19 protein-coding genes and 4 pseudogenes are annotated in these 26,734 nt (G+C 70.1%); 7 read left to right on the top strand and 16 right to left on the bottom strand.

Annotated elements, in window-relative coordinates; all coding sequences use genetic code 11:
* Positions 1-468, top strand: a pseudogene (locus tag ACWCQ1_RS44820) (hypothetical protein); the annotation flags it as partial.
* 433 nt (positions 469-901) lie between these two features.
* Here ACWCQ1_RS44820 and ACWCQ1_RS44815 read toward each other — a convergent pair.
* The 7 genes from ACWCQ1_RS44815 to ACWCQ1_RS44785 all read right to left on the bottom strand — a co-directional run bounded on the left by ACWCQ1_RS44815 (position 902) and on the right by ACWCQ1_RS44785 (position 7,078).
* Positions 902-1,264 (bottom strand): DDE-type integrase/transposase/recombinase, encoded by a 363-nt coding sequence (locus tag ACWCQ1_RS44815; protein ID WP_451029199.1) that lies wholly within the window; start codon positions 1,262-1,264, stop codon positions 902-904.
* Between the two features lie 180 nt (positions 1,265-1,444).
* The gene (locus tag ACWCQ1_RS44810) at positions 1,445-2,590 is read right to left on the bottom strand and encodes an LLM class flavin-dependent oxidoreductase (RefSeq protein ID WP_451029198.1); all 1,146 of its coding nucleotides are present in this window, start codon (positions 2,588-2,590) and stop codon (positions 1,445-1,447) included.
* A 50-nt stretch (positions 2,591-2,640) separates the two neighbouring features.
* Complete coding sequence (locus ACWCQ1_RS44805) at positions 2,641-3,825, bottom strand: SfnB family sulfur acquisition oxidoreductase (RefSeq protein ID WP_451029197.1); 1,185 nt, start codon at positions 3,823-3,825, stop codon at positions 2,641-2,643.
* Between the two features lie 5 nt (positions 3,826-3,830).
* Complete coding sequence (gene ssuE / locus ACWCQ1_RS44800) at positions 3,831-4,388, bottom strand: NADPH-dependent FMN reductase (protein WP_451029196.1); 558 nt, start codon at positions 4,386-4,388, stop codon at positions 3,831-3,833.
* 67 nt (positions 4,389-4,455) lie between these two features.
* Positions 4,456-5,673: an acyl-CoA dehydrogenase family protein gene (locus ACWCQ1_RS44795; RefSeq protein WP_451029195.1), complete on the bottom strand. Its 1,218-nt coding sequence runs from the start codon at positions 5,671-5,673 to the stop codon at positions 4,456-4,458.
* Positions 5,674-5,717: 44 nt separating this feature from the next.
* Positions 5,718-6,842, bottom strand: a complete 1,125-nt coding sequence (gene sfnG, locus ACWCQ1_RS44790) for a dimethylsulfone monooxygenase SfnG (protein ID WP_451029194.1) — start codon at positions 6,840-6,842, stop codon at positions 5,718-5,720.
* Between the two features lie 158 nt (positions 6,843-7,000).
* Positions 7,001-7,078, bottom strand: a complete 78-nt coding sequence (locus tag ACWCQ1_RS44785; protein ID WP_356777075.1) for a putative leader peptide — start codon at positions 7,076-7,078, stop codon at positions 7,001-7,003.
* Positions 7,079-7,221: 143 nt separating this feature from the next.
* On the opposite strand from ACWCQ1_RS44785, the gene ACWCQ1_RS44780 reads away from it, so the two are divergent.
* Complete coding sequence (locus ACWCQ1_RS44780; RefSeq protein ID WP_451029193.1) at positions 7,222-8,148, top strand: LysR family transcriptional regulator; 927 nt, start codon at positions 7,222-7,224, stop codon at positions 8,146-8,148.
* Positions 8,149-8,435: 287 nt separating this feature from the next.
* On the opposite strand, the gene ACWCQ1_RS44775 is transcribed toward ACWCQ1_RS44780, so the two are convergent.
* The 4 genes from ACWCQ1_RS44775 to ACWCQ1_RS44760 form a co-directional block, all read right to left on the bottom strand.
* Positions 8,436-9,962: a flavin monoamine oxidase family protein gene (locus ACWCQ1_RS44775; RefSeq protein WP_451029192.1), complete on the bottom strand. Its 1,527-nt coding sequence runs from the start codon at positions 9,960-9,962 to the stop codon at positions 8,436-8,438.
* Positions 9,963-10,482: 520 nt separating this feature from the next.
* Complete coding sequence (locus tag ACWCQ1_RS44770) at positions 10,483-11,484, bottom strand: helix-turn-helix domain-containing protein (protein WP_451029191.1); 1,002 nt, start codon at positions 11,482-11,484, stop codon at positions 10,483-10,485.
* A 149-nt stretch (positions 11,485-11,633) separates the two neighbouring features.
* Positions 11,634-15,497, bottom strand: a complete 3,864-nt coding sequence (locus ACWCQ1_RS44765; RefSeq protein WP_451029190.1) for a S8 family peptidase — start codon at positions 15,495-15,497, stop codon at positions 11,634-11,636.
* 448 nt (positions 15,498-15,945) lie between these two features.
* On the bottom strand, positions 15,946-17,901 hold the full coding sequence (locus tag ACWCQ1_RS44760) for a protein kinase domain-containing protein (RefSeq protein ID WP_451029189.1): 1,956 nt from the start codon (positions 17,899-17,901) through the stop codon (positions 15,946-15,948).
* Between the two features lie 238 nt (positions 17,902-18,139).
* Between ACWCQ1_RS44760 and ACWCQ1_RS44755 the strand changes: the two are divergent.
* Positions 18,140-18,364: pseudogene (locus ACWCQ1_RS44755) on the top strand (IS5/IS1182 family transposase); the annotation flags it as partial.
* A gap of 39 nt (positions 18,365-18,403) precedes the next feature.
* Here ACWCQ1_RS44755 and ACWCQ1_RS44750 read toward each other — a convergent pair.
* From ACWCQ1_RS44750 to ACWCQ1_RS44730, 5 genes and pseudogenes are all read right to left on the bottom strand, one after another.
* Positions 18,404-18,859 (bottom strand): annotated as a pseudogene (locus ACWCQ1_RS44750) (carbohydrate ABC transporter permease); the annotation flags it as partial.
* Entirely contained in the window at positions 18,799-20,082 is a 1,284-nt protein-coding gene (locus ACWCQ1_RS44745) for an RNA-guided endonuclease InsQ/TnpB family protein (protein ID WP_451029188.1), read from the bottom strand. The pseudogene ACWCQ1_RS44750 and the gene ACWCQ1_RS44745, both read right to left, overlap by 61 nt.
* Positions 20,083-20,095: 13 nt before the next feature.
* Positions 20,096-20,602, bottom strand: a complete 507-nt coding sequence (locus ACWCQ1_RS44740) for a hypothetical protein (RefSeq protein ID WP_451029187.1) — start codon at positions 20,600-20,602, stop codon at positions 20,096-20,098.
* Entirely contained in the window at positions 20,599-21,546 is a 948-nt protein-coding gene (locus ACWCQ1_RS44735; RefSeq protein ID WP_451029186.1) for a carbohydrate ABC transporter permease, read from the bottom strand. Before ACWCQ1_RS44735 ends, ACWCQ1_RS44740 begins: the two co-directional genes overlap by 4 nt.
* Positions 21,547-22,013: 467 nt before the next feature.
* Positions 22,014-22,322 (bottom strand): annotated as a pseudogene (locus ACWCQ1_RS44730) (IS5/IS1182 family transposase); the annotation flags it as partial.
* Between the two features lie 254 nt (positions 22,323-22,576).
* Between ACWCQ1_RS44730 and ACWCQ1_RS44725 the strand changes: the two are divergent.
* From ACWCQ1_RS44725 to ACWCQ1_RS44710, 4 genes are all read left to right on the top strand, one after another.
* Complete coding sequence (locus ACWCQ1_RS44725; RefSeq protein WP_451029185.1) at positions 22,577-23,584, top strand: lytic murein transglycosylase; 1,008 nt, start codon at positions 22,577-22,579, stop codon at positions 23,582-23,584.
* Positions 23,585-23,698: 114 nt separating this feature from the next.
* A complete protein-coding gene (locus ACWCQ1_RS44720) occupies positions 23,699-24,718 on the top strand; it encodes a sigma-70 family RNA polymerase sigma factor (protein WP_451029184.1) in 1,020 nt (339 codons plus the stop codon).
* 306 nt (positions 24,719-25,024) lie between these two features.
* On the top strand, positions 25,025-25,966 hold the full coding sequence (locus ACWCQ1_RS44715) for an ABC transporter ATP-binding protein (RefSeq protein ID WP_133042204.1): 942 nt from the start codon (positions 25,025-25,027) through the stop codon (positions 25,964-25,966).
* Complete coding sequence (locus ACWCQ1_RS44710; RefSeq protein WP_133042205.1) at positions 25,963-26,733, top strand: MlaE family ABC transporter permease; 771 nt, start codon at positions 25,963-25,965, stop codon at positions 26,731-26,733. The genes ACWCQ1_RS44715 and ACWCQ1_RS44710 overlap by 4 nt, the downstream gene beginning before the upstream one ends.
* Position 26,734: the final 1 nt, after the last annotated feature.

Raw genomic sequence — 26,734 nt, 5'->3', positions numbered from 1 at the left:
GGCAATTCCAGCCGTTCGCACCGCCCGCAGCCCGATGACCTGCACCTTCAGCCCGCAAGAGCCTCCAAGGCGCTCGAATTACGTCGAACCCGGGACCAGGACCCGAAGGACACCGGTTGCTGGGACAGCTCCGCCTACGTGGCGAATCACGCCGAACTCCTGACCGCGGACAACCGCAGTGTGGGAACCATGCAGAACTGGTACTCGCCCCACTGCGGCACCAACTGGGCCCGGTTCGTACCCAACGGAAACACACCCACCGACGGCACGGCTCTCATGACGGTATCCGTCTGTCTCGGCGTGAACACGAGCAGCCACTGCAGCGACCAGTACAGCGTGTACCGCACAAGGAGCACGCAGCCGCCGTGGTCGAACATGATCTACGCGAAGACGACACCTGCCCAGGCCTACTTCGGGGTGTCCGACAACTACCAAGGATGGGGCTTGGAGGACAGCGTGGTCGCTTGACGCCTTCCGGGCAGGCCTGACAGCAGTAACTCAGCCGAATCGGAAACGTACAGGTCGAGCGGTTCCTTGACGAGTGATCCTCCGTCGGGAGGCGCATGACGGCAGGGCCTCCTGGCGGGTCGCTGACGGGATCCCGTTTCGAGCGTTTCCCAGGACGTGCCGACATGGCTTCGAGGGCGGGGCACACGGTCCGCGGCTACCAACACCGGCAATTGCTGCACGTGATCCGTTACATGGTTGCGGGCGGTGGTCTCGTGGCGGGTGCGGACCGCGGACTCCCCCGCAGGGAGCCGCGTTTCCGCCGTCCCCCGGCGTCGGCGCGAGCAGGGGCTGATCGCCGAGAGTCATGACGGGCTGCGCGGACGGGCACCTGCGCGCGAGGGTGCCCGGCCATCGTCAGCCGGCTAACCGCTGACGCGAGGTGACCCAACGCTCAGAACACGTTGATCGCAAGTGGTGCCCGCTTCGCACGCGTCAGGGCACGCAGCAGGGCCCGTTGGCCATGACGCCGGACGGTAAGCCCGGTCAGCAGCGCAGCCACGGGATCGAGGGACCGCACCCGGCAGATCCCGGCGCGCTGAGGCGTGGTTGGCGCCCTGGATCCGTATTGCGCTCCGTGATCGGAGTGGAATACCGCCCCGGCCAGGCCGCTGCGGGTCGCGGCCGCCATCGGCCGGGCGTCGGCGATCAGGTCCGTGCGCATGCCGTCGGCGAGGGACCAGCCGACGACCTTCCGGCTGAAGCAGTCCAGAACGGTGGCGAGGCGATGAGAAAGGCGATCGTGAACACGTGCCACCGCGGAAAGCGGCTGCCCACCGCCCCAAAGACCAGCGCCCCCGTGAGAGCGTGGATCCCGAATGCTGCGTTCAGCAGACCGAGATCGACGGCACCGTCAAGCTCCACACGGGCATGCACGGGCCGGAGCACCGCCCTACACCACGTCCGTGGACCTGACCACGCTTGGCGGGGTGCGGAATCAACCCGCGAACGGCACTTGAGCCGAAGGCACTTCCTGGTTCCCGGCCGGATGCCGCCACAGGTCCCGTGCGGCGAGCCGAGGCAACACTCCCTCCCCGAACCAGTATGCCTCCTCCAGATGCGGATACCCGGACAGCACGAACTCCTCGATTCCCAGCGCCGCGTACTCCTCGATCCGCTCGGCAACCTCGTCATGACTGCCGACCAGCGCCGTCCCCGCACCACCCCGTACCAGACCGATACCGGCCCACAGATTGGGGTGGATCTCCAGCGCGTCCCGGCTCCCGCCGTCGTGCAGAGCGAGCATCCGCCGCTGCCCTTCGGACTCGCTGCGCGCCAAGCCGGCCTGCACCGACCTCACGGTCTCCGGATCGAAGCCCGCCAGAAGACGGTCCGCTTCTGCCCAAGCCTGCTCGGAGGTGTCGCGTGTGATGACATGGAGCCGGATACCGAAGCGCGGCGTGCGCCCTTCCCTCGTCGCGAGCCCGCGAATCCAGGCGATCTTCTCCGCGACCTGCGTCGGCGGTTCGCCCCAGGTGAGGTAGACGTCGACGTACTTGGCGGCGACCTCGCCGGCGATGGGTGAGGAGCCGCCGAAGTACACCTCCGGTACCGGGTCGGGCACCCGGGCGAGCTTCGCGTCCTCCACCCGAAGGTGCTCTCCGGCCAGGTCGACGGCCTTGCCCTCCCACAACTCCCGTACGATCTGCAGAAACTCACCGGTACGGCGGTACCGGGCGTCCTTGTCGAGGAAGTCCCCGTACGCCCGCTGTTCGTGGCTCTCGCCGCCGGTGACGACGTTGAGCAGGAGCCGTCCGCCGGTCTGCCGCTGGAAGGTGGAGGCCATCTGGGCGGCGAGCGTGGGCGAGACGAAGCCGGGGCGGAAGGCGACCAGGAACTTCAGGCGTTCGCTCGCCTGGGCGACCATCGCGGTGGTCAGCCACGCGTCCTCGCACCAGGCCCCGGTGGGGGTGAGCGCGCCGACGAAGCCGAGATGCTCGGCGGCTCGGGCTATCTGACTCAGGTAGGCGACCGTCGGTGGCCGGTCCCGTCCGGCAGCGGTGGCCGGGGTGCCGTGGCCCCCGCCGACGACGTGCCGGCTGTCGCCGTTGGTGGGCAGGAACCAGTGGAAGGTGAGGGACACGGGGTCTCCATGAGGTGTTGTGTGGCCCGGGAGGCCGTCGCTGATGTCCTTCAGAGCAGGCCGTGGCGGGGCGGTCGGGCGCCGTTGAGTACGTATCTCCCGATGTGCTGGATCTTCCAGCGGGCAGGGTCGTGCAGGGTGTGGGCGCGGGCGTCACGCCAATACCTGTGCAGATTGAGGGCGTTGAGCGCCGACCGGGTGCCGGCCACCTCGAAGAGCGCACTCGCCACGTCCAATGCGGCCCTCGCTGCCTCCACCTTGGCGGCGGCCACCGCGATGGATGCCTCCGCGGCCGAGTCGTCGGTGAGGTCGGCTCGGGCCGCGTCGACAGTGCGGGCGGCCTCGCGCAGCAGCGCTTCGCACGCCCGTACCCGGAGGGCGAGTTCACCGAACTGCTGGATCAGCAACGGGTCCTCGGCCGCCGTCTCGGCACCGCTCTCGAACCACGGGCGGCTCTTCGTCCGTACGAACTCCGCAGCCTCTGACAGAGCGCCGCAGGCGATCCCGGTGTCGATGGCGGCGTGCAGCAACTGCGCGATAGCCCCATGGAGTTGCGGGCCCTGGAAGGTGAGGTGGTGGGGCAGAACCCGGTCCGCGGGTACCGGGACGGCCTCCAGACGGACGGTTCCGCTGGCGGTCGTCCGCTGACCCAGGCCGTCCCAGTCGTCGATCACCGTGAGGCCGGGGGCGTCCCGCGGCACGTACGCGACGTGCAGGTTGTCGTCCTCGGCTCTGGCGAGCACCGGAATCCAGTCGGCGAACAGGGCGCCGGTGCAGTAGTTCTTGACGCCGTCCAGGACGTACGAGCCGTCCGGCCGCGGTTGAAGCCGGGTGCGGATGTCCTGGACGTGCTTGGTGCCGGCCTCCGACTGGGCGTTGCCCAAGCGGCGGCCGGCGAGCAGCTCGGCGAAGAAGAACTTCTGCTGCCGTGCGTCTCCCTGACGTCGGATCACGTTGACGTAGGCGAAGTGGCTCTGTGGGATCTGGGCCAGGCTCGCGTCGGCCGTGGCGAGCAGCCTGAAAATCTCGGCGAGGGTCAGCGCGCTGACGTCCGCTCCGCCGTGTTCGGCGGGGACGGTGACGGCGAGCAGCCCGGAGGCGGAGAGCTTGTCCAACTCCGCACACGGGAGCCTGCGTTCGGCGTCCCGGCTGGAGGCGCCCGCGCGGAACTCGTCGGCCAGAGCGGCTGCGGCGGCGAGGGCCTCGGCGTCGTCGGCGATCACATGCACGGACATGACGCTCAGCTCGCCACGGTCAGGACCGGTGTGGTGCGACGGAGGGCCGCCGAGAACTGGGCGACCACCTGGCTGAGGGCCTCACCGGCGGTCGGCGTGACCGTCAGGGAGCCGTCCTCGTGCACGGTGAGGTCCTTGTCGAGGGTGAACCAGCCCTGCACGATGTGGGACGCGCCCATGGAACTGAGGACCGGGCGGAGGGCGTAGTCGATGGCCAGGACGTGGGCGATCGAACCACCGGTGGCGAGCGGCAGCACGGTCTTGCCCGTGAGGGCGTACTGCGGAAGCAGGTCGAGCAGTGCCTTCAGGACACCGGAGTACGACGCCTTGTACACGGGGGTTCCGACGACGACGCCGTCGACGCGGTCGAAGAGTTCGGTGGCCTCGATGATGGCGGGGTGGCGGAAGTCCGCTCCGAGGAGGGCCTCGGCGGGGATGGTGCGCACGTCGAGTGGGATCACTTCGTGGCCTTGCGCGCGCAGCCAGTCGTCGAGGTGGCGCAGCAGGCGGTGGGTGCGGGAGGTGGCGGAGGGGCTGCCGGAAACGGACACGACGGTGGGCATGCGGGCCTCTTTCTGGAAGCTGGGGGCGCCCGGCGACGTCGTGCCGGGCGCCCCCGGTCGGAGCGGGTCAGGAGTACCAGGTGGGTTCGGGCAGCTCGCCCTCGAGAACCCAGCGGCCGACCTCGCGCCGCTTGTAGGCAACCGGGTCGTGCAGGGTGTGGGTGCGGACGTTGCGCCAGAAGCGGTCCAGACCCTCGGCGGTGCTGGTGGAGCGGGCGCCGGTCACCTCGAAGATGCGGTTGCCTATCTCCAGGGAGACGTCGGTGGCGCGGGCCTTGATGGCGGCCACCCGGACCTCGAAGTCACCGCGGGTCTGTGCGGTGACCGAGTCCGGGTCGTCGTGCAGCTTCTGTCCCTCCGCGGCGACGGCATCGGCGAGCGCCTCGGCCGCCCAGAGCTTCGCGGTGAGGTCGCCGTAGATGTCGATGACGTAGGGCTCGTCGACCGCGCGCTCGTAGCCTCCGTGCAGCCAGGACCGGGACTTGGTACGGGTGTACGCAGCCGCCGTCTCCAGGGCGCCGCCGGCGATGCCCAGGTAGAAGTTGACGAAGACCAGCTGGATGGTGGGGACGTTGAGGGTGTTGTACGTCCGTGGCTGGAACTTCTTGTCGACGTAGCCGAGCGCGGACGACCACGGGGTACGGACGCTCTCGATGGTGGCGCCGCCGCTCTCGGTGAGCCGCTGGCCGATGTTGTCCCAGTCGTCGTGGAAGGCCAGTCCCTCGCTGTCAGAGGGCACGACGGCGAAGACGTGCAGTTCGGTGCCGTCCAGGACGCCTTCGAGAACGGTGACGTCGGAGACCTTGCTACCGGTGGAAAAGGTCTTGCGGCCGGTGAAGACGAGGTCGTCCCCGTCCTCGGTGACGATGACGTCCTTGTCGCGGGGGTTGACGGCCCCGCCGAAGAACCAGCGTTCGCGGGTGGCCTCGGCCTCGATCCGCTGCCACTGGTCGCGGGTGCCGACCAGGCGGGCGGCCCAGAACCAGAGGTAGTGGTAGCCGAGGAGCTGTCCGATGGATCCGTCGCCCTTGGCGACTTCGCGGACGACGCGGTAGGCGGTGGTCCAGTCCTGGCCTGCGCCGCCGTGCTCGGTGGGGCCGAGCAGGGTCACCAGGCCCGCGTCCTTCAGGCGCTGGACCTCGGCGTAGGGGGTGGCGCCGGCACGGTCGCGTTCGGCGGCGTCGGTGGCAAGGACGGCCGCGACCTCGGCGGCGCGCGCGATCCAGTCCTGGGCGGTCTGCGGGGCGGCGCTGCTGTGCCAGTCGGTGGACGTTGCGGTGCTCAAGAGTGTCAGCCTCTTTTCGCGTGAGGAACGCAGGGGACGAAGAGTCAGGCGTGCGCGGTAACGGACTCGGGCTCGGCGTCCGTTACCGGCAGCTGGGCCTCCAGTTCGCGGACCAGGGGCAGCACGCGCTTGCCGAAGTACTCGACCTCCTCGTGGTAGTGGAGGAAGCCGAGGAGGAAGAGGTCGACGCCGAGCTTCTTGTAGGCGACGATGCGTTCGGCGATCTGTTCCGGGGTGCCGATGAGGCCGGTGCGGAAGCCGTCGTTGTACTGGACGAGGTCCTCGAAGGCGGAGTCCTGCCACATGCCCTTGCCGTCGGCGGTGGACTGCCCGGCCTGTTTGACGGCGGCGCCGAACCCCTCGACGGCCTCCGAGTCCGCTTTGGCGACGATCTCCCGGAGCGTCTCACGGGCCTCGGCCTCGGTATCGCGGGCAATGAGGAAACCGTTGAGGCCGAACTTGGGTGCCGTGCGGCCGGCTTGGGCCGCAGACGTCCGTACGTCGTTGATCTGCTCCACGACTCCGTCGAAGTCCTTGCCGTTGGAGAAGTACCAGTCGGAGACCCGGCCGGCCATCTGCCGGGCGGCCGTGGAGTTGCCGCCCTGGAAGATCTCCGGGTGCGGGCGGCCGGGAGAGCTGAGAGGCTTGGGCTTGAGTGAGAAGTCGCGCACTCGGTAGAAGTCACCGGCGAGTTCGGCGTGGTCCTCGGTCCAGATCTGGCGCAGTGCGCGGATGAACTCCTCGGAGCGACGGTAGCGTTCGTCGTGCTCCAGCCAGGGCTCCCCCAGGGCGGTGAACTCGCCCTTGAACCAGCCGGAGACGACGTTGACCGCGAAGCGGCCGTTCGACAAGTGGTCGGCGGTGGCGCCGAGTTTGGCCAGCACGCCGGGGTGCCACAGACCGGGGTGGACAGCGGCGATGACCTTCAGGCGCTGCGTGGCCAGCAACAGGGCCAGGCTGAAACTGGTCGACTCGTGCTGGTATTCGGCGCCGTAGCTGGCCATGTAGCGGACCTGGCTGAGGGCGTACTCGAAGCCGTTGTTCTCGGCGAGGACGGCGAGTTCGCGGTTGTATTCGTATCCCCAGTCGGTGCGCTGCTCTATCTTGCTCGTGACCAGACCCCCACTCACATTGGGGACCCAATAGGCGAATTTCACGGGCGTGGGCATGCGGAACTCCTGTTGCGGAAAGATGTCTCGGACGCGCCGAATCCCGAAGGTGTGAAAGTGTGCGGAATTCAGGCGATGAAGAAAGTCGCGGGAAACACGGCACACAACCCGTCCGTGACAGGTGCGGCGTGGCGGAGGAGCGCGACGGATCCGGAGAGTCAGGCCGCGACGCAACAAGAGGCGCTGGAGACGCGCGCGAGGTCGACGTGGCGTCGCCGCGTGAGGTCCAGTCGCATCTTCATGTCATCGATCGTGACAGGGGGTGCTCCGGGCAGTCAAGGAAAACCCGACCGGTCTCGTATCGCGGACCATTGAATTTCACGAGGGTGTCACAGGGAAACCCTTGCACGACTGCAGCCGGTCGAAAAATGCTGTGCTCATGCGGACAGAACAGCTGGAGTACATCGCGGCCGTGACCAGACTCGGCTCCCTACGCAGGGCCGCGGAGGAAATGCGCCTTTCGCAGCCCGCGCTGAGCGAGACCGTCAGGAATCTGGAACGGGAACTGGGAGTCGATCTCCTGGAGCGCAAACGGACCGGGGCGACGATGAGCACGGAGGGCCGGGAGTTGCTGCCGCACATCATCAACGTGCTGGAGGCGGTGGACCGGTTGCGGAGCGCGGCCGGTGAACGGCACCGCATCAGCCGCATGATGCGGGTGGGCACGGTGAACGCCGCGACCGTTCCGCTCCTGGTTCCGGTGGTGAGGGACTTCCGCGCCGCGCATCCGGCCACCCAGGTCGAGGTGGTCGCCGCCCAGCAGACCGACATCAACCGGGGGCTGTCGGAGGGTGGTTTCGATCTGGGCCTCGTCAACCACCTGGACGGCGACGACATGCCCGCCGGCTTCGAATCCACGCAGTTGCTGCACGGCCGGCCAGTGGTGTGCCTGCGCCCCGACAGTCCGCTCGCGTCCCTGCCGGCGGTGTCGGCGGACGACCTGCTCGCCCAGCCGGTGATCGCCATGCGCTCCGGCTATGTGATGCACCGCTATGTCCACCGGCTCCTGGGGGGCCGCAGCCCATCCTTCTCGTACTCCACCGACGGCGCCGAGATGGGCAAGCTGATGGTTGCCGAGGGCCTCGGGGTGACGGTCCTGCCGGACTTCAGCGTCATCGGGGATCCGCTGGAGAGGCTGGGCACGATCACCTACCGGCCGATCGCCGGGGACATGACCCGGGTGCTGCTGATGCTGCAGCGACGCAAGGCCGAGTCCGTGCCGCAGGCGGCGCAGGATCTGCATGAGGTGTTCGTGCGCCGGGCGCGGGAACTGGGAGGACGGCTGACGGCCGAGCGGCCCGGCTGAGAGCAGCGAAGCCGGCGTGGCGCCGACCGGTCCTCCAGGAGCCGATCGGATTCCGGCGGACCGGACCCGGCTGCTGGGCGGAGACCACGTCCACTTCGTGTTCGAGCTGGTTATCACCGAGGACGCCCGGCTGCGCATCCGCCGTCTGACGCCCGCCACTTGGCGACGGCCTGGCACTGTGACCGCTCGTCCAGTGTTCCTCCTGCACAACGCGGTTCAGGGGCGTGAGCAATCCCGCTCACGCCCCTGAACAGCTGCCTTTTTTCGCCTTTGTCTGTGTGTCTGTGCTATTCCGACAGCACACGCGTGTGCAGGGCGGTCACGGCCTTGCGGGCCGAGGTGAACGCGCCGTGCTGCCAGGCGTCGGTGTAGCTGAGCCAGTCACCGGCGAAGTGGACCCGCCCGGAGGGCTCGTTCAGCGGCTTGTAGCGCGGGGCGTCGGGCCCGCCGGGCGTGTCGTGCCAGGCGGCCTCCAGGTGGGGTGTCTGGCGCCAGTGGTGGGAGAAGGAGGAGACGAGCTCTGTGCGGTACTTCTCGCCGTAGATCTTCACGCCGGCGGCCACCGCGCGCTTCTCGCGTTCCTTGGGGGCGAGCTTGGCGTACGAGTCGGCGTCGTCGCCGTAGTTGTAGTAGCCGATCATGATGCCGCGCTCGCCGTGGAAGCCGTACGAGGGGTGCCAGATGTGCACGACGTCCTGGTCGGTCTCGGTGATGCCGCCATAGATGTTGTGGTCCAGTTCCCACCAGCGGGAGCGGTACTCCAGGCCGATCTTGGCCGCGGACAAGGGGGTGATGGCCTCCAGCGCGCTCTGCACGCCGGAGCCCAGGTTGTGCGGGATCTTGGCGAGGATGTTGGGCGGCAGGGCGGCGACGCAGTAGTCGGCCTCGACGACCTTCGTACGGCCGCCCTGGGTGTAGGTGACCCTGACGCCGCTCCCGTTGTCGATGATCTTCCTGACGGCCGCCCCGGTACGGATGCGATCAGCGCCGACGGCCCTGGTCAGCGCTCTCGGTATCTGGTCCATTCCGCCGACCGGCTGGAACATCAGCATGGCCTGGTCGAAGCCGAACTCGAAGGAGAAGTAGCGGCCGACGCCGCTGGCGAAGACCTGGGAGGCGGTCGGGAGATCGCCGAGCAGGACGCCTGGAGTGCCGGCGGCTGCCGGGACGGCGGAGTATCCGCGGCGTTCACCGCCCTCGTACGTCAGCTTGTCGCCCAGTTCCCCCCAGTCCTGGAGGAAGTCGACGAGCCGTTCCTGGTCGTCGGCCGTCAACTCCTTGTCGAGCGCGCCCTTGTTGGTGGCCTTGGCGAGCAGTTCGGAGACGTAGCCGTAGACATCGGCTTTCGCGGTCCGGTACCGCACGGGCTTCGTCATGCCGGCCGACTCGTTGAAGAGGTAGGCGTCGGCGTTGACGTTGGTGAACACCTCGATGGGAACGCCGAGTTCACGGCAGTAGTCGAGGGTGACCATCCACTGCGGGATGCGGGCGGGCCCGGCGTTCATGTAGTGGCCCTCGGCGAAGCGGGCCCTCTGCCGGTTGCCGTACAGGTCGGTGGTGGAATCACCGCCGCGTACGGTGAAGTTGCGGCCGCCGGTGCGGTCTCTGGCCTCCAGGACCGTACAGTCGTAGCCGGCCTTGCCGAGTTCGTACGCGGTGGTCAACCCGGCAATGCCGCCGCCCAGGACGACGACCTTGGCAGCACTGCGACCGGTGAGGGTGAAGTCGCCCGCCCTGAGGGCACGGAACGGCTCTTCGTGCTGCGCCGCCTGTGCGGTCGGGGCGAGGCCCAGGGCGCCCATGGTGGCGAACATGGCACCGGCACCGCTGCTGAGACCGACATTACGCAAGAACGAACGCCGACTGGTGGTGGTCCGGCTGTGAGGCTGTGCCATGGCGTGAGGACTCCCTTCGTCGATCTTGAACGACCCGGGAAGCCTTCCAACCGCCGGTTACAGCCCATCGGTTACTCGTGTATCCACGCAGTTTCTGCAACCGCCCCCCCTTCCAGCGGGCACCGCTACCTCAGGTGGCGGCTGGAAGCCCGAGCCCGGTGCGGCAGACCTGACGCTGACCGGTTCGCTGACCGGTTGGTTCACGCTGAAGGACGCCGAGGGTACGACCACAACGTTCGCGAAGGTGGACTCGGCGACGACCTGGCACGTGTCCAGCACCTACCTGCCGACCGACAACTCCACGACCAAGGCAGTCTCGGAGTCCCAGACCGCGACCGACACCGCCACCGCCGGCCACGGTCGATGCCCGGCCTTCCCCGCACCGGACGGTGACCCACCAGGACTGACGAGCAGTCAGTTCACCTGGGAGCGGTGGGATTCAGAGCCAGCCGCGGCGAGCGGCCTGCCAGGCGAGCTGCATCCGCGTGTCGGCGCCGGCGAGTGTCATCATGTGCTGGATGTGGCGCTGCACGGTGCGCCTGCTCAAACCCATCTGACTCGCGATGGCCTTGTCGGCGACACCCGCCACGAGCAGCGAGAGCAGCCGACGGTCGGTCTCGGTCAGCGGGTCGGCGTCGACGACCCCGTCGCTGCCCTCCACCCCGCCGGAGGCGCTGACGTTCAGCGGGACCGCGGTCTCCCAGTAGCGCTCGAAGAGCGAGATGAGCGCCTCCAACAGGCTGCTGCCTCGCACCAGCGCGGCCGTCGCCACCTGGGGACTGCCCTGGGGCCCACCGGGGACCAGCGGGCAGATGGCGATGGCGCGGTCGGCCACGGCCAGGCGCAGCGGCAGGTGCGGAACCGACCGGGCCACCTCACCGGCGCGCACACCTTCCACGACGTTGTCGACGGCGCCCTCGTCGTCGAAGAAGGCCTGCTCGTACAGGACGCGATAGCGCACCCCGCGGGCGAGGGCGTCGTACTCGGCGCGGTTGCTGCCCGAGGGCATCGCCACGTACTGCGCCTTGCAGAACCAGAGCATCTCGTGGCGCGCATTGTCCTGCATCTGCCGCAGGTGCTGGCGCAGCGCCTCCGCTCCAGTGATGACCTCGATGAGCTGGCCGGGGTCGTGCCTGCGGCGCGTGCTGCGGTAGCTGTCGAGGAGGTCGGTGACGGCGGTACGGGCCTTGTCCAGCGCGTCGGCGTTGCGCTGCAACCGCGGCAGCAGCGCCACGTCGGGCGGTACGGCGGCGTAGTGCAGCGGATCGCGGTCGGTGGGGCTGGCGAGTCCCTTGCCGCGCAGGGCCGCGAGGACGGCCTCGGCGGAGTCGCGCGGGAGCCCGGTCCGGTCGGCGACCTCCTGGGCCGACGCGGTCGCGGTCCCGACCAGGAGCCGGTAGACCGTCTCCTCGATCGCCGTGAGACCTGCCGCCTCCAGCATGCCGTGCCCCTCCCTCGCCGCGGCCGGCCCCGAGCAGCGGAACGGCCCGTTGAAGTGTGCACCGCGAGCCACCACCGGGCAAGCAACGGCGGGTGCCGGGGCTTTTGCCCGGGCACCCGCCGTCATTCAGCCACTCGGCCGGGTCGACGTCACCACCCCGAGGAGGGGCCGTGGTGCAGGTAGGCGCGGTCGACGGTCTGCCGCACGCTGTTGCCCGCGGCGTCCACCGCGGTCACCCGCAGGCTGACGTACGCGTCCCCGCGCACGCCCGACGGCCGTTCGACCGCGGCGGTGAACCGTGTACCGCCGTGCCGCGCCGTACGGGCGGTGTGCGCGGTGTGCCAGGTACGGCCGTCGTCGTACGACGCCTCGACCTTGAGCGTGACCCCGCGCGGGGCGGCCAGGCCGTCCGGCATCCGTACGGTCAGCCCCAGCGTGTGCGACCGGCGCGGACCCACCACGTTGCGGAGGTCCACCGGCGCGCTGTAGTCGACCTGGAGCAGCGGCAGCAGCGTGGCCGTCGCCGCGGTGTCCGAGGCGAACGTCCAGGACGTCCTGGTGCCGGTGCCGAACTGCCAGTCGGCGGAGGTACGGGCGGTGGTGAGGTCCAGCCGGTAGCCGGCCTTGCCCGCGGGCACCTCGAATCCGCCCCAGGCCCCGGTGTCGGACTGCGCCACGAGCCGGCCGTTGCGGTACACCTCGGCGTGGGCCAGGTCGTTCGGGTCGCCCACCGCGGACACCGCGGCACCGGTGCCCACGCCGCCACCCAGTGAGCTGGCCTCCGCGAACGACCAGTGGCCGGCTTGGGAGTCGGTGAATTCCGGGATGTGCAGGGACAGGGTGTCGCCGTTGCGCACCGAGCCGGGCCAGCCCGTCACACCGTGCGGGATCGACGGGCGCACCGGCCCCGCGAACCACTTCTCCGCGGCGTGCTGTCCGGGCCGGTAGGTGTGGGCGGCGTCCCGCATGCCGACGCCCAGCTCGAGGTCGCGGTCCATGACGGTGTCGTGGTGCACGGTGTGGCGCCACAACGTGTCACCGGCCGTCACGTACTCGGTGCGCTGCTGTCCCACCGGCACGTCACGGGTGTACTGGTTCCAGGCGAACTCCTGGTAGGGGCGCCAGCCGAAACGCTGCTCGCTGGCCCAGGCCGAGGCGCCGGTGCGGGTGTAGGAAGCCTTCACCACCGCGCTGTTGCGTTCGCTGACCGTGTACACCAGCTTCTCGGGAACACGCTGCTGGGACACCTGCATCACGTCGTACAGGTAGGGGCTCTTCACCGTGCCGGAGAAGTCCACCGTGGTGGTGCGCTTACCGGCGCGGTTGAGCAGGTCGGTGCCCTCCGTCGCGCCGGCGCGCATGATCGGCAGCGCGAGGCGGTCGCCCTCCGGCTGCCAGCGCGTCCAGGGGAAGAAGCCCTCGGGCATGACGAGCATCAGCGCCTTGGCCCCGGCGTCCGCGGCGGCCTTCGCGAGCTCGGCGTCGTCGCCGAAGTCGTAGCGGACGACAGCGAGCTTCCCGCGCACGTGGGCGGCCTTGAGGTCCGCGGCGGTGCCCGCTCCGGCGTCCACCGCGGTCAGCCGGACGCCCTTGTCGTCGAAGACCGGAGAGGCCGGCAGGTAGTACGGGACGAAGGGCGCCGAGGTGCCGGACACCTTCGCCCGCAACTGCGGGGCCGTCATCTGCCAGCGCGAGGCGAACTCGAAGGTGCCGTCGGTGACCTGCGCGGTCGGGCTGACGTAGATGCGCTTGGCGATGTCGAAGAACATCACGCCCTGGATCAGGCCGTGACCCTCGATGCGCCGGTACGTCTGGTAGCTGAGGATCCCGCGCTGCTCAGCGGGCTCGGGCGTGCGGATCTGCACCTGGGTGACCTTGGAGGCGTCCAGCGTCACCGTGGTGTCCTTGGAGACCTTCACCTGCGGGTTGATCACCTCGACCAGTTCCTGGCCGTCCGAGGCGTTGTCCAGAGTGCTGAAGTCGACCTGGTAGGTGCCCTCCTCGACGACGGCCACCGCCGGGTCGGCGCTGGTGTACGAGACGAAGCCGTCCTGGCCCCAGATCGTCGGCAGCCAGCCCGGCAGCACCTTGCCCGCGCGGTCGCGGGCGATCACGGTGAGCCGGTGCTGCGGCGCGTGCACGACCAGGGAGAGCGTGGTGTGGGCGAGGACGGTGCCGTTCGCGCCGGTCGCGGTGGCGTAGCCGTAGTAGGCGCCGTGCTTGGCGTTCTTCGCGTCGGTGCTCAGCGGCACGTCGGCGGAGGCGCCGGGGGCGAGGTGGACGGTGCTCGCGCCGGTCGTGACGACACCGGCCGTCAGGGCCACGCCGTCGGAGTTGGCCAGGGCCACGCTCAGCTTCAGGTCCACTGCCTTGTCACCGGTGTTGGTGTAGTGCAGGGTCGCCGACTGCTGCTTGTCGCCGCCCACCTGGACGGCGGGCAGCAGCGCGCTGCCGGTGGCCGTGACCGCCCCCATGGCCGCTGCGACGTCGATCCGGCCGCCGCCCTGCTCGGTCACCTTCGTGCCCGGCACGGAGTGCGCGGTGCTGATCAGCGCGTCCTTCAACTGCTGGCCGGTCCAGCCGGGGTGCTGCTGGGCGATCAGGGCGACGGCGCCCGCCACGTGCGGGGTCGCCATCGAGGTGCCGGACGCCGCCGTGTAGTTCGCGTCGACCGGATCGCCCATGGTGGTGCCGGAGGCGCGCGCGGCGACGATGCCGACTCCGGGGGCGGTCACGTCGGGCTTGACGGCCTTGTCGCCGAGGCGCGGACCGCGGCTGGAGAAGGAGGCGAGCACGTCGTCGCGGTCCACGGCGCCCACCGTCAGCGCGGCGTCGGCCGCACCGGGCGAACCGATCGTGGAGTCCCCGCTCTGGCCCGCGTTGCCCGCCGCGACGACGAAAAGGGTGTCGCAGGTGGCGGACAGCGTGTTGAGGGCCTGGCTCATCGGGTCGGTGCCGTCGGTCGGCTCGTCGGAGCCAAGGCTCATGTTGACGACCTTGGCGTGCTCGGCGGCCGCCCACTCCATGCCGTCGATGACCTGCGACTCCGAACCGTAGCCGTCGTCACCGAGCACCTTGCCGATCAGCAGCTCCGCCTTCGGCGCCACGCCCTTGCGGGATCCGGAGGACGCCGCGCCCGTACCGCCGACGATCGACGCCACGTGTGTGCCGTGCCCGAAGTGGTCCGCGGTGTTCCCGCTGCCCGAGAAGTCCTTCGCCTCCGCGATCCGGCCCGCCAGATCGGGGTGGGCGGCGTCCACGCCGGTGTCCAGCACGGCCACCTTCACGCCCTGGCCCTCGTACCCGGCCTTCCACGCCGCCGGCGCGTTGATCTGCGCCGTGCTGCGGTCCAACACCGGCGCGACCCGGCCGTCCAGCCACACCCGCGGGGTCGCGGCGGCGCGCGCGGTGCCCTCGGCGTCGCCCGGGTTCAATGCCTTCCAGAAGGCGCCGAGGTCGTCGTCCGCGACGCGCAGCGACCGCGCTCCGATACTGGCGAGGGTCCGCACCGGGGCCGATCCCTCGTTGAACGCGGCGACCCGGTCCGCGACGTCGGCCGCGGCCTTCTCGCTCTTCGCGGTCGTCCGGGCGACGCCGCCGCGCGGGGAGGCGGAGACGATCAGCGGCAGCGTCGAGGTGCCGGCCTCGTCGTAGCCCTGGGCGATGAGGGCGGAGACGTCGAACAGGCGCCGGTCCAGCGTCCCGGCGGAGACCAGGTCCGCGGCGTCCGACGGCAGCACCGTCAGGTCACCGCCGTCCTCCTGGTACGTGCGGAAGACGATGCCCTTACGGCCGGGTCCCGGCTGGACCGAGGCGGCGCGGCGGCCGTCGGCCCCCGGCGTCACCGTCACGCGGTCGCCGGTCACCAGGCGTACGGTCACGGGCGGCGCGCCCTGGCCGCCGGCCGATCGCGCCGCGGTGTCCCGGGGCGTCCCGGCGGAGGCGGCCGGTACGCCTCCGGCGGCCAGCAGCAATCCTGTCGCTATCGCCGCCGTCAGGCGGATCCATGCCATCAGCCAAGCACCTCTCGTACAGCCGGGAATCACACGCTGTCCGACAGAATCTGCTGTGGCGGTGAGCATGTCACTGGCCACTGGTGTCACACCTGCGACATGTCCCAACGGCGCCACGAGGCGCGGCCGTTGCATCCCCCAAAGCGGATGAAGAGTCGTCCCGCAACACGGGGCACGTCCCCAGCCCTGCCGTGCCACCGACTCGTGCCTCTTTTTACGAGGGCCCAAGGAAAGGCACGCTGCACGGCGACCTGGAACACGCGCAGCCCGACGAAGACCCCGGATCCGTGGAGCCGGAAGGCTCCGGCCCCCTGCTGCCGACTGCATGACCCGGCCGGGGCTCTGTCAGCGGCCGGGAGCCCCGGCCGGTAGCGAGGAGATCTGCACTCCGAAGTACGCGGCGGCCTGCGCTGCGAGCGGGCTCAAGTAGACGTCGTCGACGCGGGCGTCACTCAGCCGGGGCGGCGTCGGCCGGTGGCGCGGTCTCGGTCCGTACGACCCTGACGGACTGCCGGGCCAGCACCTGGCCGTCACCGGCGGGCGGCAGCAGGATGACCTCCAGATCGGCCATGGTGGTCTCCTCCCCGGGCCGGCCCGCGGGCACCCGCAACTGCACGTAATAGTCGCGCCCCGGGTCGAGGGCGGTTCCGGCGCCGGCCTCGACGGGGTACTCGACGGTGTCGGGGCCGGTCGGGTAGCCGCGGTCGGTCACCTCCTCGACGGTCGGGACGACCTGTCTGAAGCTTCGCACCTGCCCGCCCGCCGCCGTGATCCGCAGCGCGAGCTCGCGGCCCGGCGTACCGGACAGCCTCTCCACGATCTTGATCAGGTCCTCCGCCAGATCCTCGGCGGGGCGGACGACGATGTCCACGCTGCCTCTCAGGGTGGTGGAGGCGATGGAACGCAGCTGGCTCACGGACCAGTTGCGGCCGATGCCGCGGACGTGGCACGGGAAGCGCTCGGCATAGGAGGTGAGAGCGGCGGCGAATTCCTCGGAGCTTTCGGCGTCCGCCCGCATGTCCGTGAGCAGGATCGCGCAGCGCGCCGCCTCGGGGCGGGCGGAGAACAGCCGGTCGGCCAGGCGCAGCCAGCGGCCCAGGGCCGCCGCCTCGATCGGCCTCAGACGGCCCAGCGCGGCGCGCGCCTCGGCCTTCGTCACTGCGTTGGCCGTCACCAGCCGCAGCGAGTCGGGATAGAGCGTCTGCGCATACGCGGAGCCCGCCACCACCGCGAACGAGACGCCGTCGTCGAGGGCGTCGATCGCGGCGGCGACAGCGGTCTTGACGGCGTCGAAGTCCTCCTCGGGCAGTTCCGTGGACATCCCGAGCAGGAACACGACCGCCGGCGCGGTGCCCGCCTCGACGGCCGCGCGGGTGGGTGTCGTGTCCGTCACCGTGACGACCAGGTGGAACTCCGTCGCCTCCGCGGCCAGGTTCCCGAGGTGGTACGTGGACAGCTCAACCCCCCGTGGAACGGTGGTGCCGCGTGGCGCGTCGGCCGGGTGTGGACCGGTGGGGTCCGTGACGCGGCCCACCGGGGCTGTCCGGTCCGGGAGCATGTCGGGGGCACGCCCTTCGCGCAGCGCCCTGAGCTGGTCGGCGACGGACCCCGCGAAGCGCGGACGCTCGGCGGGATCCTTGACCAGCAGCCGGGCCACCAGCCGGCCGATCCCGTCCGGAAGGTCCGCGCGCACAGAGACCAAGGGCGGGGGCGGCGTCTGTATGTGACGGAGCATCACAGCCCGGAAGTCCCCGTCCGCCGGAAACGGCGTCCGCCCCGTCAGCAGCACGAACAGCACACAGCCCAGGGCATAAAGATCGGCACGCCCGTCGACCCGCTCCCCCAGACACTGCTCGGGCGCCATATAGGCGGGCGTGCCAATGGCCGTGCCCTCCTGGGTGAGGTCGGAGTCGGCCTCGACGACTCCCGCAATACCGAAGTCGCAGACCTTGACCCGGTCTCCGGTCAGCAGCATGAGGTTGGCGGGCTTGATGTCACGGTGGACGACGTCCGCCCGGTGCGCGCACGAGAGCGCGTCGGCGACCTGCGCAGCCAGGTCCAGTGCCCTGTGCACCGGCAGGCCCGACGGGTGCTCGCGCATCACCTCGCCCAGGTTCCGGCCGTCCAGCAGCTCCATCACCAGGAACGGCTGACCGGCGTGCGTCCCGTAGTCGAAGACCTGCGCGATACCCGAATGCTGCAATCGGGCGGTCACCCGCGCCTCACGACGGAACCGCTCCATGTGCGGACCGCCGGCGGCCAGATGCGCCGGCAGGAATTTGATCGCGACCCGGCGGCCCAGCACCGGATCGACGGCCCGCCACACCTCCCCCATGCCGCCCCGCCCGAGCAGAACCTCCAGCCGATACCGCCCGGCGATCTCCGCCCCCGCGACGCTGCCCAAGGCGACTCCTCCCCTTCGATTCGTACCGGACAGCATCGCGTGTTCGCGGGCCGGGCGTCAGGTGCGTCAGTCGCGTGGGGTCAGTGCATTCCGTCCGGGCGCCTCAGGGCCCTGTTCGCCGTGCGCAGTCTGCGGCGTCAACCCGTCTGAGGCAGCCGGAGCGCGGCGACGGCTCCGCCGTCGTCGGCGATCGAGAAGAGCAGCACGAGCCGATGACCCGGTCCTGGCGGGACCGGTGGCCAAGGCGGACGACTCCCCATTGCTCGTGCCCACTCTCAAGGCCGCCGGCGAGCAGGTCGGCGGGGTCCCCGGCCAAGCCAACGTGAACCTGGACCGCGGCTACGACAGCAACAAAACCCGTTGCACGCTTGAGGAGTTGGGCTTTGCCGGCGAGACCGCCCGCAAGAGTGTTCCCGCCCCGATCCAGGCCGGCAAGAGGTGGGTGGTGGAGCGGAGCCGCGCCGGGCGGTGTCGTCAGTCGTACCGCCCACACTACTGTCCGTCACCCCTTGACCGCACCGGAGAGCATGCCCGCGATGAAGTGCCGTTGCAGGAAGACGTAGAGGGCGACGACCGGTAGGGCGACGATGATGGACGCGGCGGCCAGCAGCGAGTACTGCGTCGTGTGCTCGCTCTGGAAGAACGCCAGACCCAGCGGGGCGGTGCGCTTGTTCTCGTCGGTGATCATCACCAGCGGCAGCAGGAATTCGTTCCACGTCCACATGAACACCAGCATCGCCATGGTGAGGAGGGCGGGGCGGCCGACGGGGACCAGGATCCGCCAGTCCGAGGCGCCGTCGAGCCGGGCGGCCTCGATGATGCTGAACGGTACCGAGCGGAAGGAGTTACGCATCCAGAAAACGCTGAAGGCGAGGGACTGGGCGGTCTGCGGGAGGATCAGCGCCCAGTAGGAGTCGGTGAGTCCGGCGCCGCGCAGGTTGAAGTACAGCGGGTTGACTTCCTCCCCCGCCTAAAGGCGGGGATTCCAGCGGTCGCCCGCTGGGGTTCCTGCTTCACCGACGACCGCCCCGTCCGGGAGGACTCCCGTTGAGGTCTTACACCGTCTCCACAGGCAGACGCCGCCAGCCCGGCGGCCAGGATGTTGCGCGCCGCGTTCACGTCGCGGTCATGCACCGCGCCGCAGTGCTCGCACGTCCACGCGCGGACGTTGAGCGGCAGCTTCGCCGCGACCGTGCCGCAGGCCCCGCACAGCTTGGAGCTGGGGAAGTAGCGGTCGATCACGACGAGGTCGCGCCCGTACCAGGCGCACTTGTACTCCAGCATGGAGCGCAGGTCCGTCCAGGCCGCATCCGAGATGGCGCGCGCCAGGCGCCCGTTCTTCAGCAGATTGCGGACGGTGAGGTCCTCGATCACGACCACTTGGTTCTCGCGGACGAGTCGAGTCGACAGCTTGTGCAGGAAGTCCCGGCGCCGGTCAGCGATCCGCGCATGCACCTTGGCGACGCGCCGACGGGCTTTCTCCCGGTTCGCCGAGCCCTTCGCCTTGCGCGCCAGCTCCCGCTGCGCCCTGGCCAGACGGGCGCGATCCCGCCGCTCGTGCCGGGGGTTGGCGATCTTCTCCCCGGTGGACAGGGTCACCAGCGACGTGATCCCGGCGTCCAGGCCGACCGCATTCGTGGTCGCGGGCGCGGGCGTGATGGTGTCCTCGCACAGCAGGGACACGAACCAGCGTCCCGCCGCATCCCGGGACACGGTCACCGTGGTCGGCACCGCTCCCTCGGGCAGCGGACGCGACCAGCGGATGTCCAGGGGCTGCGCCATCTTCGCCAGCGTGAGCCGTCCCTCGCGCCAGGTGAAGGCGCTGCGGGTGTACTCGGCCGACGACCGGGACTTCTTCCGGCTCTTGTACCGCGGGTACTTCGCGCGCTTGGCGAAGAAGTGGGCGAACGCCGTCTGCAGATGACGCAGCGCCTGCTGCAGCGGGACGGAGGACACCTCGGCCAGGAAGGCGAGTTCCCCGGTCTTCTTCCACTCCGTCAGCGCGGCGGAGGACTGCACGTAGGAGATCCGGCGCTGCTCGCCGTACCAGGCCCGGGTGCGCTCCTCCAACGCCTTGTTGTACACCAGGCGGACACAGCCGAACGTGCGCGACAGCTCCGCCGCCTGCCCGTCCGTGGGGTAGAAGCGGTACTTGAACGCCCGCTTGACCTGCTCCGCCATACCTCACACCGTATCAGATTCCGTGTGAGCGCTGGGTGTCGGCCGGCTGCCGGCAAACGCCGGTCCGCCCCGGCGGCGAACCGGCTCTTCCTGCCCTGCTCCGCAGCATCTTCGTTTCCTCCCCCGGCTGAAGCCGGGGGTATCCACGAAGGAGAGCCCCGATGACGAAGGCCTCCGGCGGCACCATCAGTCCGACCAGGGTGACGTAGAACAGCAACTGCCGTCCCGGGTAGGTGAAGTGCGCGAAGGAGAAGCCGGCGAGGATCGCCAGCACCCCCGTCAGCAGGACCACCACCACCGCGACCAGCACGCTGGAGCGCAGATACGCGGCGAAGTGACCCTCGTTCCACGCGGTGGCGAAGTTGCCCCAGTCCAGGCTCTCCGGCCAGGTGAAGGACGGCGAGGACTGCGCGGCCGGAGTCAGCGCGGACGTCACCACACCGAGCAGCGGGACCATGGCCACAACGGCGAAGACCGTCAGGACGGCGTAGTTGAGCAGGCGTTCGCGACCCGAGATCACGTCCCGTCCTCCTTCGGCTGGAGCTTGGTGATCAGGATGGTGACGATCAGGATCAGCACGGTCAGGACGACGGCGATGGCGCAGGCGGAGCCGACCTGGCCCGTGCCGAAGGCCCGGTTGTAGACCTCGAACGCGGGCAGGCTGGTGGCGTTGCCCGGGCCGCCGTGGGTGGCGACATACACCAGGTCGAAGGTGCGCAGCGCGGCGATGACGGTGAGGGTGAGCGCCACCGTGATCTGCCCGCGCAGCCCCGGCAGGGTGACGGCGAAGAACTCCCGTACCACGCCCGCGCCGTCGATCCGGGCGGCCTCGTAGAGCTCGGCGGGGATCTGGCCGATGCCCGCGGTGAACAGCACCAGGCACAGGCCGATCTCCAGCCAGGTCCCGATGAGTCCGACGGCGGGCAGGGCGGTGGAGAAGTCCCCGAGCCAGGGGCGGGTCACGGCCTTCAGGCCGAAGGTTCGCAGGGCGGTGTTGAGGATGCCGTCGGGGGCGTAGATGGCCGTCCAGGCGGTGGCGGTGACGACCATGGCGACGACCTGCGGCAGGAAGATCACGGCGCGGAAGAACGACACGCCGCGCAGCCGGGAGGCGCGGGTGGTGACGGCGGCGAGCAGCAGGGCGAGCACGATGGGGAAGACCGCGAAGAAGAGGATGAGGACGAAGGAGTGGAGGAAGCCGGCGCGCAGTTGGGGATTGCGGGCGATCTCCGTGTAGTTGGCGAGTCCGGCCCAGGTGGAGGCGGACACGCCGTCCCAGTGGTAGTGGGAGATCTGCACCAGCTGGCCGAGCGGGACCAGCAGGAACGCGGTGAGGACGGCCAGGGCGGGCAGGGCGTAGAGGTAGCCCTTCCACTGGATGCGGCCGCGGCGCCGGGCCGGACGCCCACTGGGGGCGCCGGCCCGGCGGTTGCGGGCCGTCGGGCGGGGTGCGGTGACAGCCATGGGGGACGGCCTTACTTGCTCTGCTGGAACGAGGCGTAGTCGGACTGGAGTTGGTCGGTGAACTTCGCGGGGGTCAGTTGACCTGCCGTCAGCTCCTGTACGCCGGCGGTGAGCGTGTCGTAGAAGGTCGGGGTGGTGTAATCGAGGTAGGGCAGCAGGCCGTCCTTCTGGCTGACCGCCTTCCACTCGTCGAGGACACCGGCGTAGACGCTGTCGGCGGCGGGCTTGTAGTCGGCGGGCGGCAGGGCGGGGAGGTTGCCGTGGTCGGCGGAGGCCTGCATGCCCTGCTGGTCGACGAGGAAGTTGATGTAGGCGGCGGCCACGTCCGGGTGCTTGGACTTGGAGGTCACGGCCCAGGCGAGCCCCTCGCCGCCCTGGGTGAGTGGAGGCTGCCCGGCGGCGGGGCTGAGCGCGGTGAAGCCGACGTTCTGCTTCATCTTGGGCTCGACGACGGCGGCCTGCCAGGTGCCGGCCTGGCTCGGGGCGGGAACACCCTTGCGGGCGATCTCGCCGGAAAAACCCAACTCCTCAAGCGCACAACGGGTCTTGTTGCTGTCCTAGCCGTAGTACAGGTTCACGTTGGCTTGGCCGGGGATCCCGCCGACCTGCTCGCCGGCGGCCTTGAGAGTGGGCACGAGCAGTGGGGAGTCGTGGCGGTTGGCCCCGGCCGGGACGATGCCGAGCGGCACGCCGGTGCCCTCGGTGGCCACCGAGCGTTTCAGGCCCTGTTTGCCACGGTCCACCGGGAAGCGCCCGACGGCCCCGCCGCCGCAGGGGGGCACGTCGCCACCGCCGAGACGCTCGGCATGGCCGGTCACGTGCACACGAACGCCGAGGACACCGTCACCCGAATCACGGACTTCCTACGACTACCGAAGTGAGGCCGACCGGTCCCACTGGCCCTCTTCGCGCTCTCACCAACAAGTCCAGATCCACAGATCTTGACAATCACTCCGCACCGACGGACGTGCCGCCCATCCCCGTAGAGCAGTCGAGAGCAGCTCACCGCTCATAGAGAGGGGATCGGGACGTGGCAGAGCAGAGGGGCAGACGTGCCAGGGTTACGGCGGTCGCGGCGGCGGCGCTGGCAGCGCTGACTGCGTCGCAGGCGCCGGCGGCGACCGAGGCGCGGGCCGCCGTGCCGGCTCCGCAGAGCGCGGAGCACGGGCCGAGCGTGTCCGGTGACACTCCGTACCGCACGGATCTTCCACCGCTCACACGCAGGCACAAGGGCACGGGCACGGCATCGGCGGCGACGGGCGGCGCGGTGCCCGCCACCGTCTTCGCCGCCTACCGGCACGCCGAGGCCGAGCTCGGCCGCACCGCTCCCGGCTGCGGGCTGCGCTGGCAGTTGCTGGCCGCGATCGGTCAGGTGGAGTCGGGGCAGGCGGGAGGTGGGCGGGTGACCTCCGACGGTACGACGGTGACGCCGGTCCTGGGTCCGCGGCTGGACGGCGGTGCCTTCGCCGTCGTGCGGGACACGGACGGTGGTGCGTACGACGGGGACGCGGTGTACGACCGGGCGGTGGGGCCGATGCAGTTCATCCCGTCGACGTGGGCGCGGTGGGGTGCGGACGGGAACGGCGACGGGCGGTCCGACCCCGACAACGTCTTCGACGCGGCGCTCGCTGCGGGCCGGTATCTGTGCGCGGCCGGGCGCGACCTGTCCGAGGCCGCCGGGCTGGATCGTGCGATCCTCGGCTACAACCACTCGGCGGCGTATCTGCGGACGGTGCGGGCCTGGTACGCGTACTTCCTGGAGGGGCATCGGGTGGTGCCGGACGGTTCGACGAGTACGGCGGATCCGGCGGTACGAACTTCGACGGGCACCGAGCCCTCGCGGCCCAAGCCGACACCGAAACCGTCCCCTCGCCCGAGCACCACCCCTTCCCCGGCCCCGACGCCGTCCGTCTCCGCCTCGCCAGCCCCCTCCAACTTCCGCCCGGCGAGCGGGAGTACGGCGGAACCGGTCATCCCCGTACCCACCCCGAGCATCGACCTCCCCGTCGGTGACGTGCTCCCCAGCACCGGCCTGTGACCAGTAACGGCGCGGATTCGATGGCCTCCTCCCCCTCCACAACCACGGCTACCCGGCGGTAATGTCGCAACCCGCCGGACCGGGACACCGGCGAGTGAGCGCGAAGGGGCCCTCATGGCGACGGAGATGCCTGCGGAGACGGACGCCGCCGACGAGCGTTGGCGGCGCATGTGGAGCCACCGCGAGCAGTTGCTCAAGGTGGCTCGGCGCAGGTCGATGAGCCAGGAGGACGCGGAGGACGCCGTGCACGACGCGATGTTGCGTGCGGCGGAGCGGCCGGATCTCGATGAGGAGCGGCTCGGTGCGTGGCTGACGACGGTGACGATGCGGCTGTGCGTCGACCGGTACCGGCAGGTCAACCGCGAGGCCGAGGTCCGCGTCAGCCCGAGGTTGATCGCGCCGGGTCCGGTGCCGGTGGAGGAGGCGGTGTGCGACCGGGCGGAGGCGAAGTGGCTTGCGGTGCGCAGCGGTGAGCTGCCCGCCCGGCAGGCGGAGGCGCTGTGGCTGAAGTCGGAGGACCTGGACGTCGGCCAGGTCGCCGTGAAGATGGGACTGAGCTACCGCACCGTTGAGTCTCTGCTCGCCCGGGCCCGCCGAACCCTGCGTAACTCTTTGGCCGCGACCCTCGGTTTTGTGCTGTTCGTGCTCGGTCGCGGGCGCCTCAAGGCCGGCGGCAAGGCACAGGCTGTAGCGGTCGCGTCGACGGCGGCGACGCTGGCGGTGGCGGGGTTCGTGCTGCCGTACACACTGGACGGGGGCGGCGGCACCACGACGGCTCCGCATCCGTCGGTGACGCCCGGCGCGGGAGCGGTGCTGACCGACAGCACCGGCACGGGCCGGGCCCGGCAGGCACCGGCCCCGTCGGCCACGTCGACCACTCCCCCGGCGGCCGGGTCGCCGAGCGACGGAACGCAGGTGGTACCGCTGCCGGTCCCGCCTCTGCCGCAGGTTTCGGCGCCGACGGTCCCGAAGGTGCCGGGCGTACCCAGCGTGCCCAGGGTGTCCGGACTGCCGACGGTGACGGATCTTCCCGACCTGCCCACCACGCCGGTCGAGTCCGCTGTCCCCACCCCCGCGGTGCCGTCCGCCTCACTGCCGACCTCCACCCTGAGCGCGCTCCCGTCGGTCCCGTAGCCCCACCCGGAACAGGGCGCCGGCCCGCCTGAATCCGCCCCGCGAGCCACCCCTGCCTGCATCAAGAGCACAAGGTCACCCGAACCGCCCCTGCGGGCCCGCTCGAACGGTCCCGCGGGCCGTGCCCGAGCCGACCCGCGGAGCCCCTCAGACCCCACCCATCTCCGCCGCGAGACCCCTCAGACCCCACCCAGACTCCGTCCCGCAGACCCACCCGAAAAAAAATCTCCTCCCGAGCGACGGACCGCCCGCCCCTCCCCGTAGAGCAGATGTCGGAGCAGCTCCACGGGCCGAGAGGTGGACCGGATGGGTGTCGAGATCTGTGTGGAAGGGCTGAGCAAGTCCTTCGGTCACCAGGTCATCTGGCAGGACGTGTCGCTGACGCTGCCCGCCGGGGAGGTGTCCGTCATGCTCGGCCCTTCTGGCACGGGCAAGTCGGTGTTCCTCAAGACGCTCGTCGGGCTGTTGAAGCCGGACCGCGGCAGCGTGCGCATCGCGGGGCGGGACATCACGAAGCTGCGCGAGCACGAGTTGTACGAGGTGCGGAAGCTGTTCGGCGTGCTGTTCCAGGACGGCGCACTGTTCGGCTCGATGAGCCTCTACGACAACATCGCGTTCCCGCTGCGCGAGCACACCCGCAAGTCCGAGAGCCAGATCCGCCGCATCGTGCTGGAGAAGATGGACATGGTCGGGTTGATCGGGTCGGAGGCGAAACTCCCCGGCGAGATATCCGGCGGGATGCGGAAACGGGCCGGGCTCGCACGCGCCCTCGTCCTCGACCCCGAGATCATCCTCTTCGACGAACCAGACTCCGGCCTCGATCCCGTCCGAGTCGCCTATCTCAACCAGCTCATCGTCGACCTCAACGCGCAGATCGACGCGACCTTCCTGATCGTCACCCACGACATCGCCTCTGCCCGCCAGGTCCCCGACAACATCGGCCTGTTGTTCCGGCGCGAGCTGGTCATGTTCGGGCCGCGGGAAGAGCTGCTGACCAGTGACGAGCCGGTCGTGCGGCAGTTCCTGAACGGGCGTATGCAGGGCCCGATCGGCATGGCGGAGGAGAAGGACGCCGCCCAGGTCGAGCAGGAGCTGGCCCAACTGGGCAACGGCACACAGACTCCCGGCAGCCAGGCTCTGACTCCCCGCCTGCTGCCGGGCCCGGGCATCCTGCGACCGCCCCGCTGGGACGCGATCGCCGAGCGAGAAGCGGAGTTGCGGCGGCGCAAGGCGGTGGCGGACCTATGAGACTGTCACCGACCGGTGCGCTGCGGCAGTCGGGGAACCTGTTCGCGATGGCGCTGGACGTCGTGCGGACGATGCCCCGACGGCCGTTCCAGGGACGGGAGTTCATTCAGCAGGCCTGGTTCATCGCGAGCGTCACCATCCTGCCGACCGCCCTTGTCTCCATTCCCTTCGGCGCCGTGATCGCGCTGCAGATCGGCAGTCTGACGCGGCAGCTCGGCGCCCAGTCCTTCTCGGGCGCCGCCTCGGTCCTCGCCGTCCTGCGCGAGGCCTCGCCGATCGTCACCGCGCTGCTGATCGCGGGTGCGGGCGGCACGGCGATCTGTGCGGACCTCGGGGCACGGAAGATCCGCGAGGAGATCGACGCGATGCAGGTCCTCGGCATCGACCCCGTCCACCGGCTGGTCGTGCCGCGGGTGCTGGCGTCCATGGTGGTCGCCGTCCTGCTCAACGGTCTGGTGTCCGTGGTGGGCGTCGCCGGCGGCTACTTCTTCAACGTCGTTCTGCAGAACGGCACTCCGGGCGCCTACCTCGCCTCCTTCACCACCCTCGCCCAGCTCTCCGACCTGTGGGCGGCCGAGATCAAGGCACTCGTCTTCGGGGCGATCGCGGCGATCGTGGCCTCGTACAAGGGGCTTACCGCGAAGGGCGGCCCGAAGGGTGTGGGCGACGCCGTGAACCAGTCCGTGGTGATCACCTTCATGTTGCTGTTCGTGACGAACTTCGTGATGACGGCGGTGTACTTCCAAGTCGTCCCGCAGAGGGGCTGAG

The sequence above is a fragment of the Streptomyces sp. NPDC002144 genome, assembly GCF_053593695.1.
Note: the sequence above shows the minus strand (reverse complement) of the source record. Positions and strands in the feature narration are given on the sequence as shown.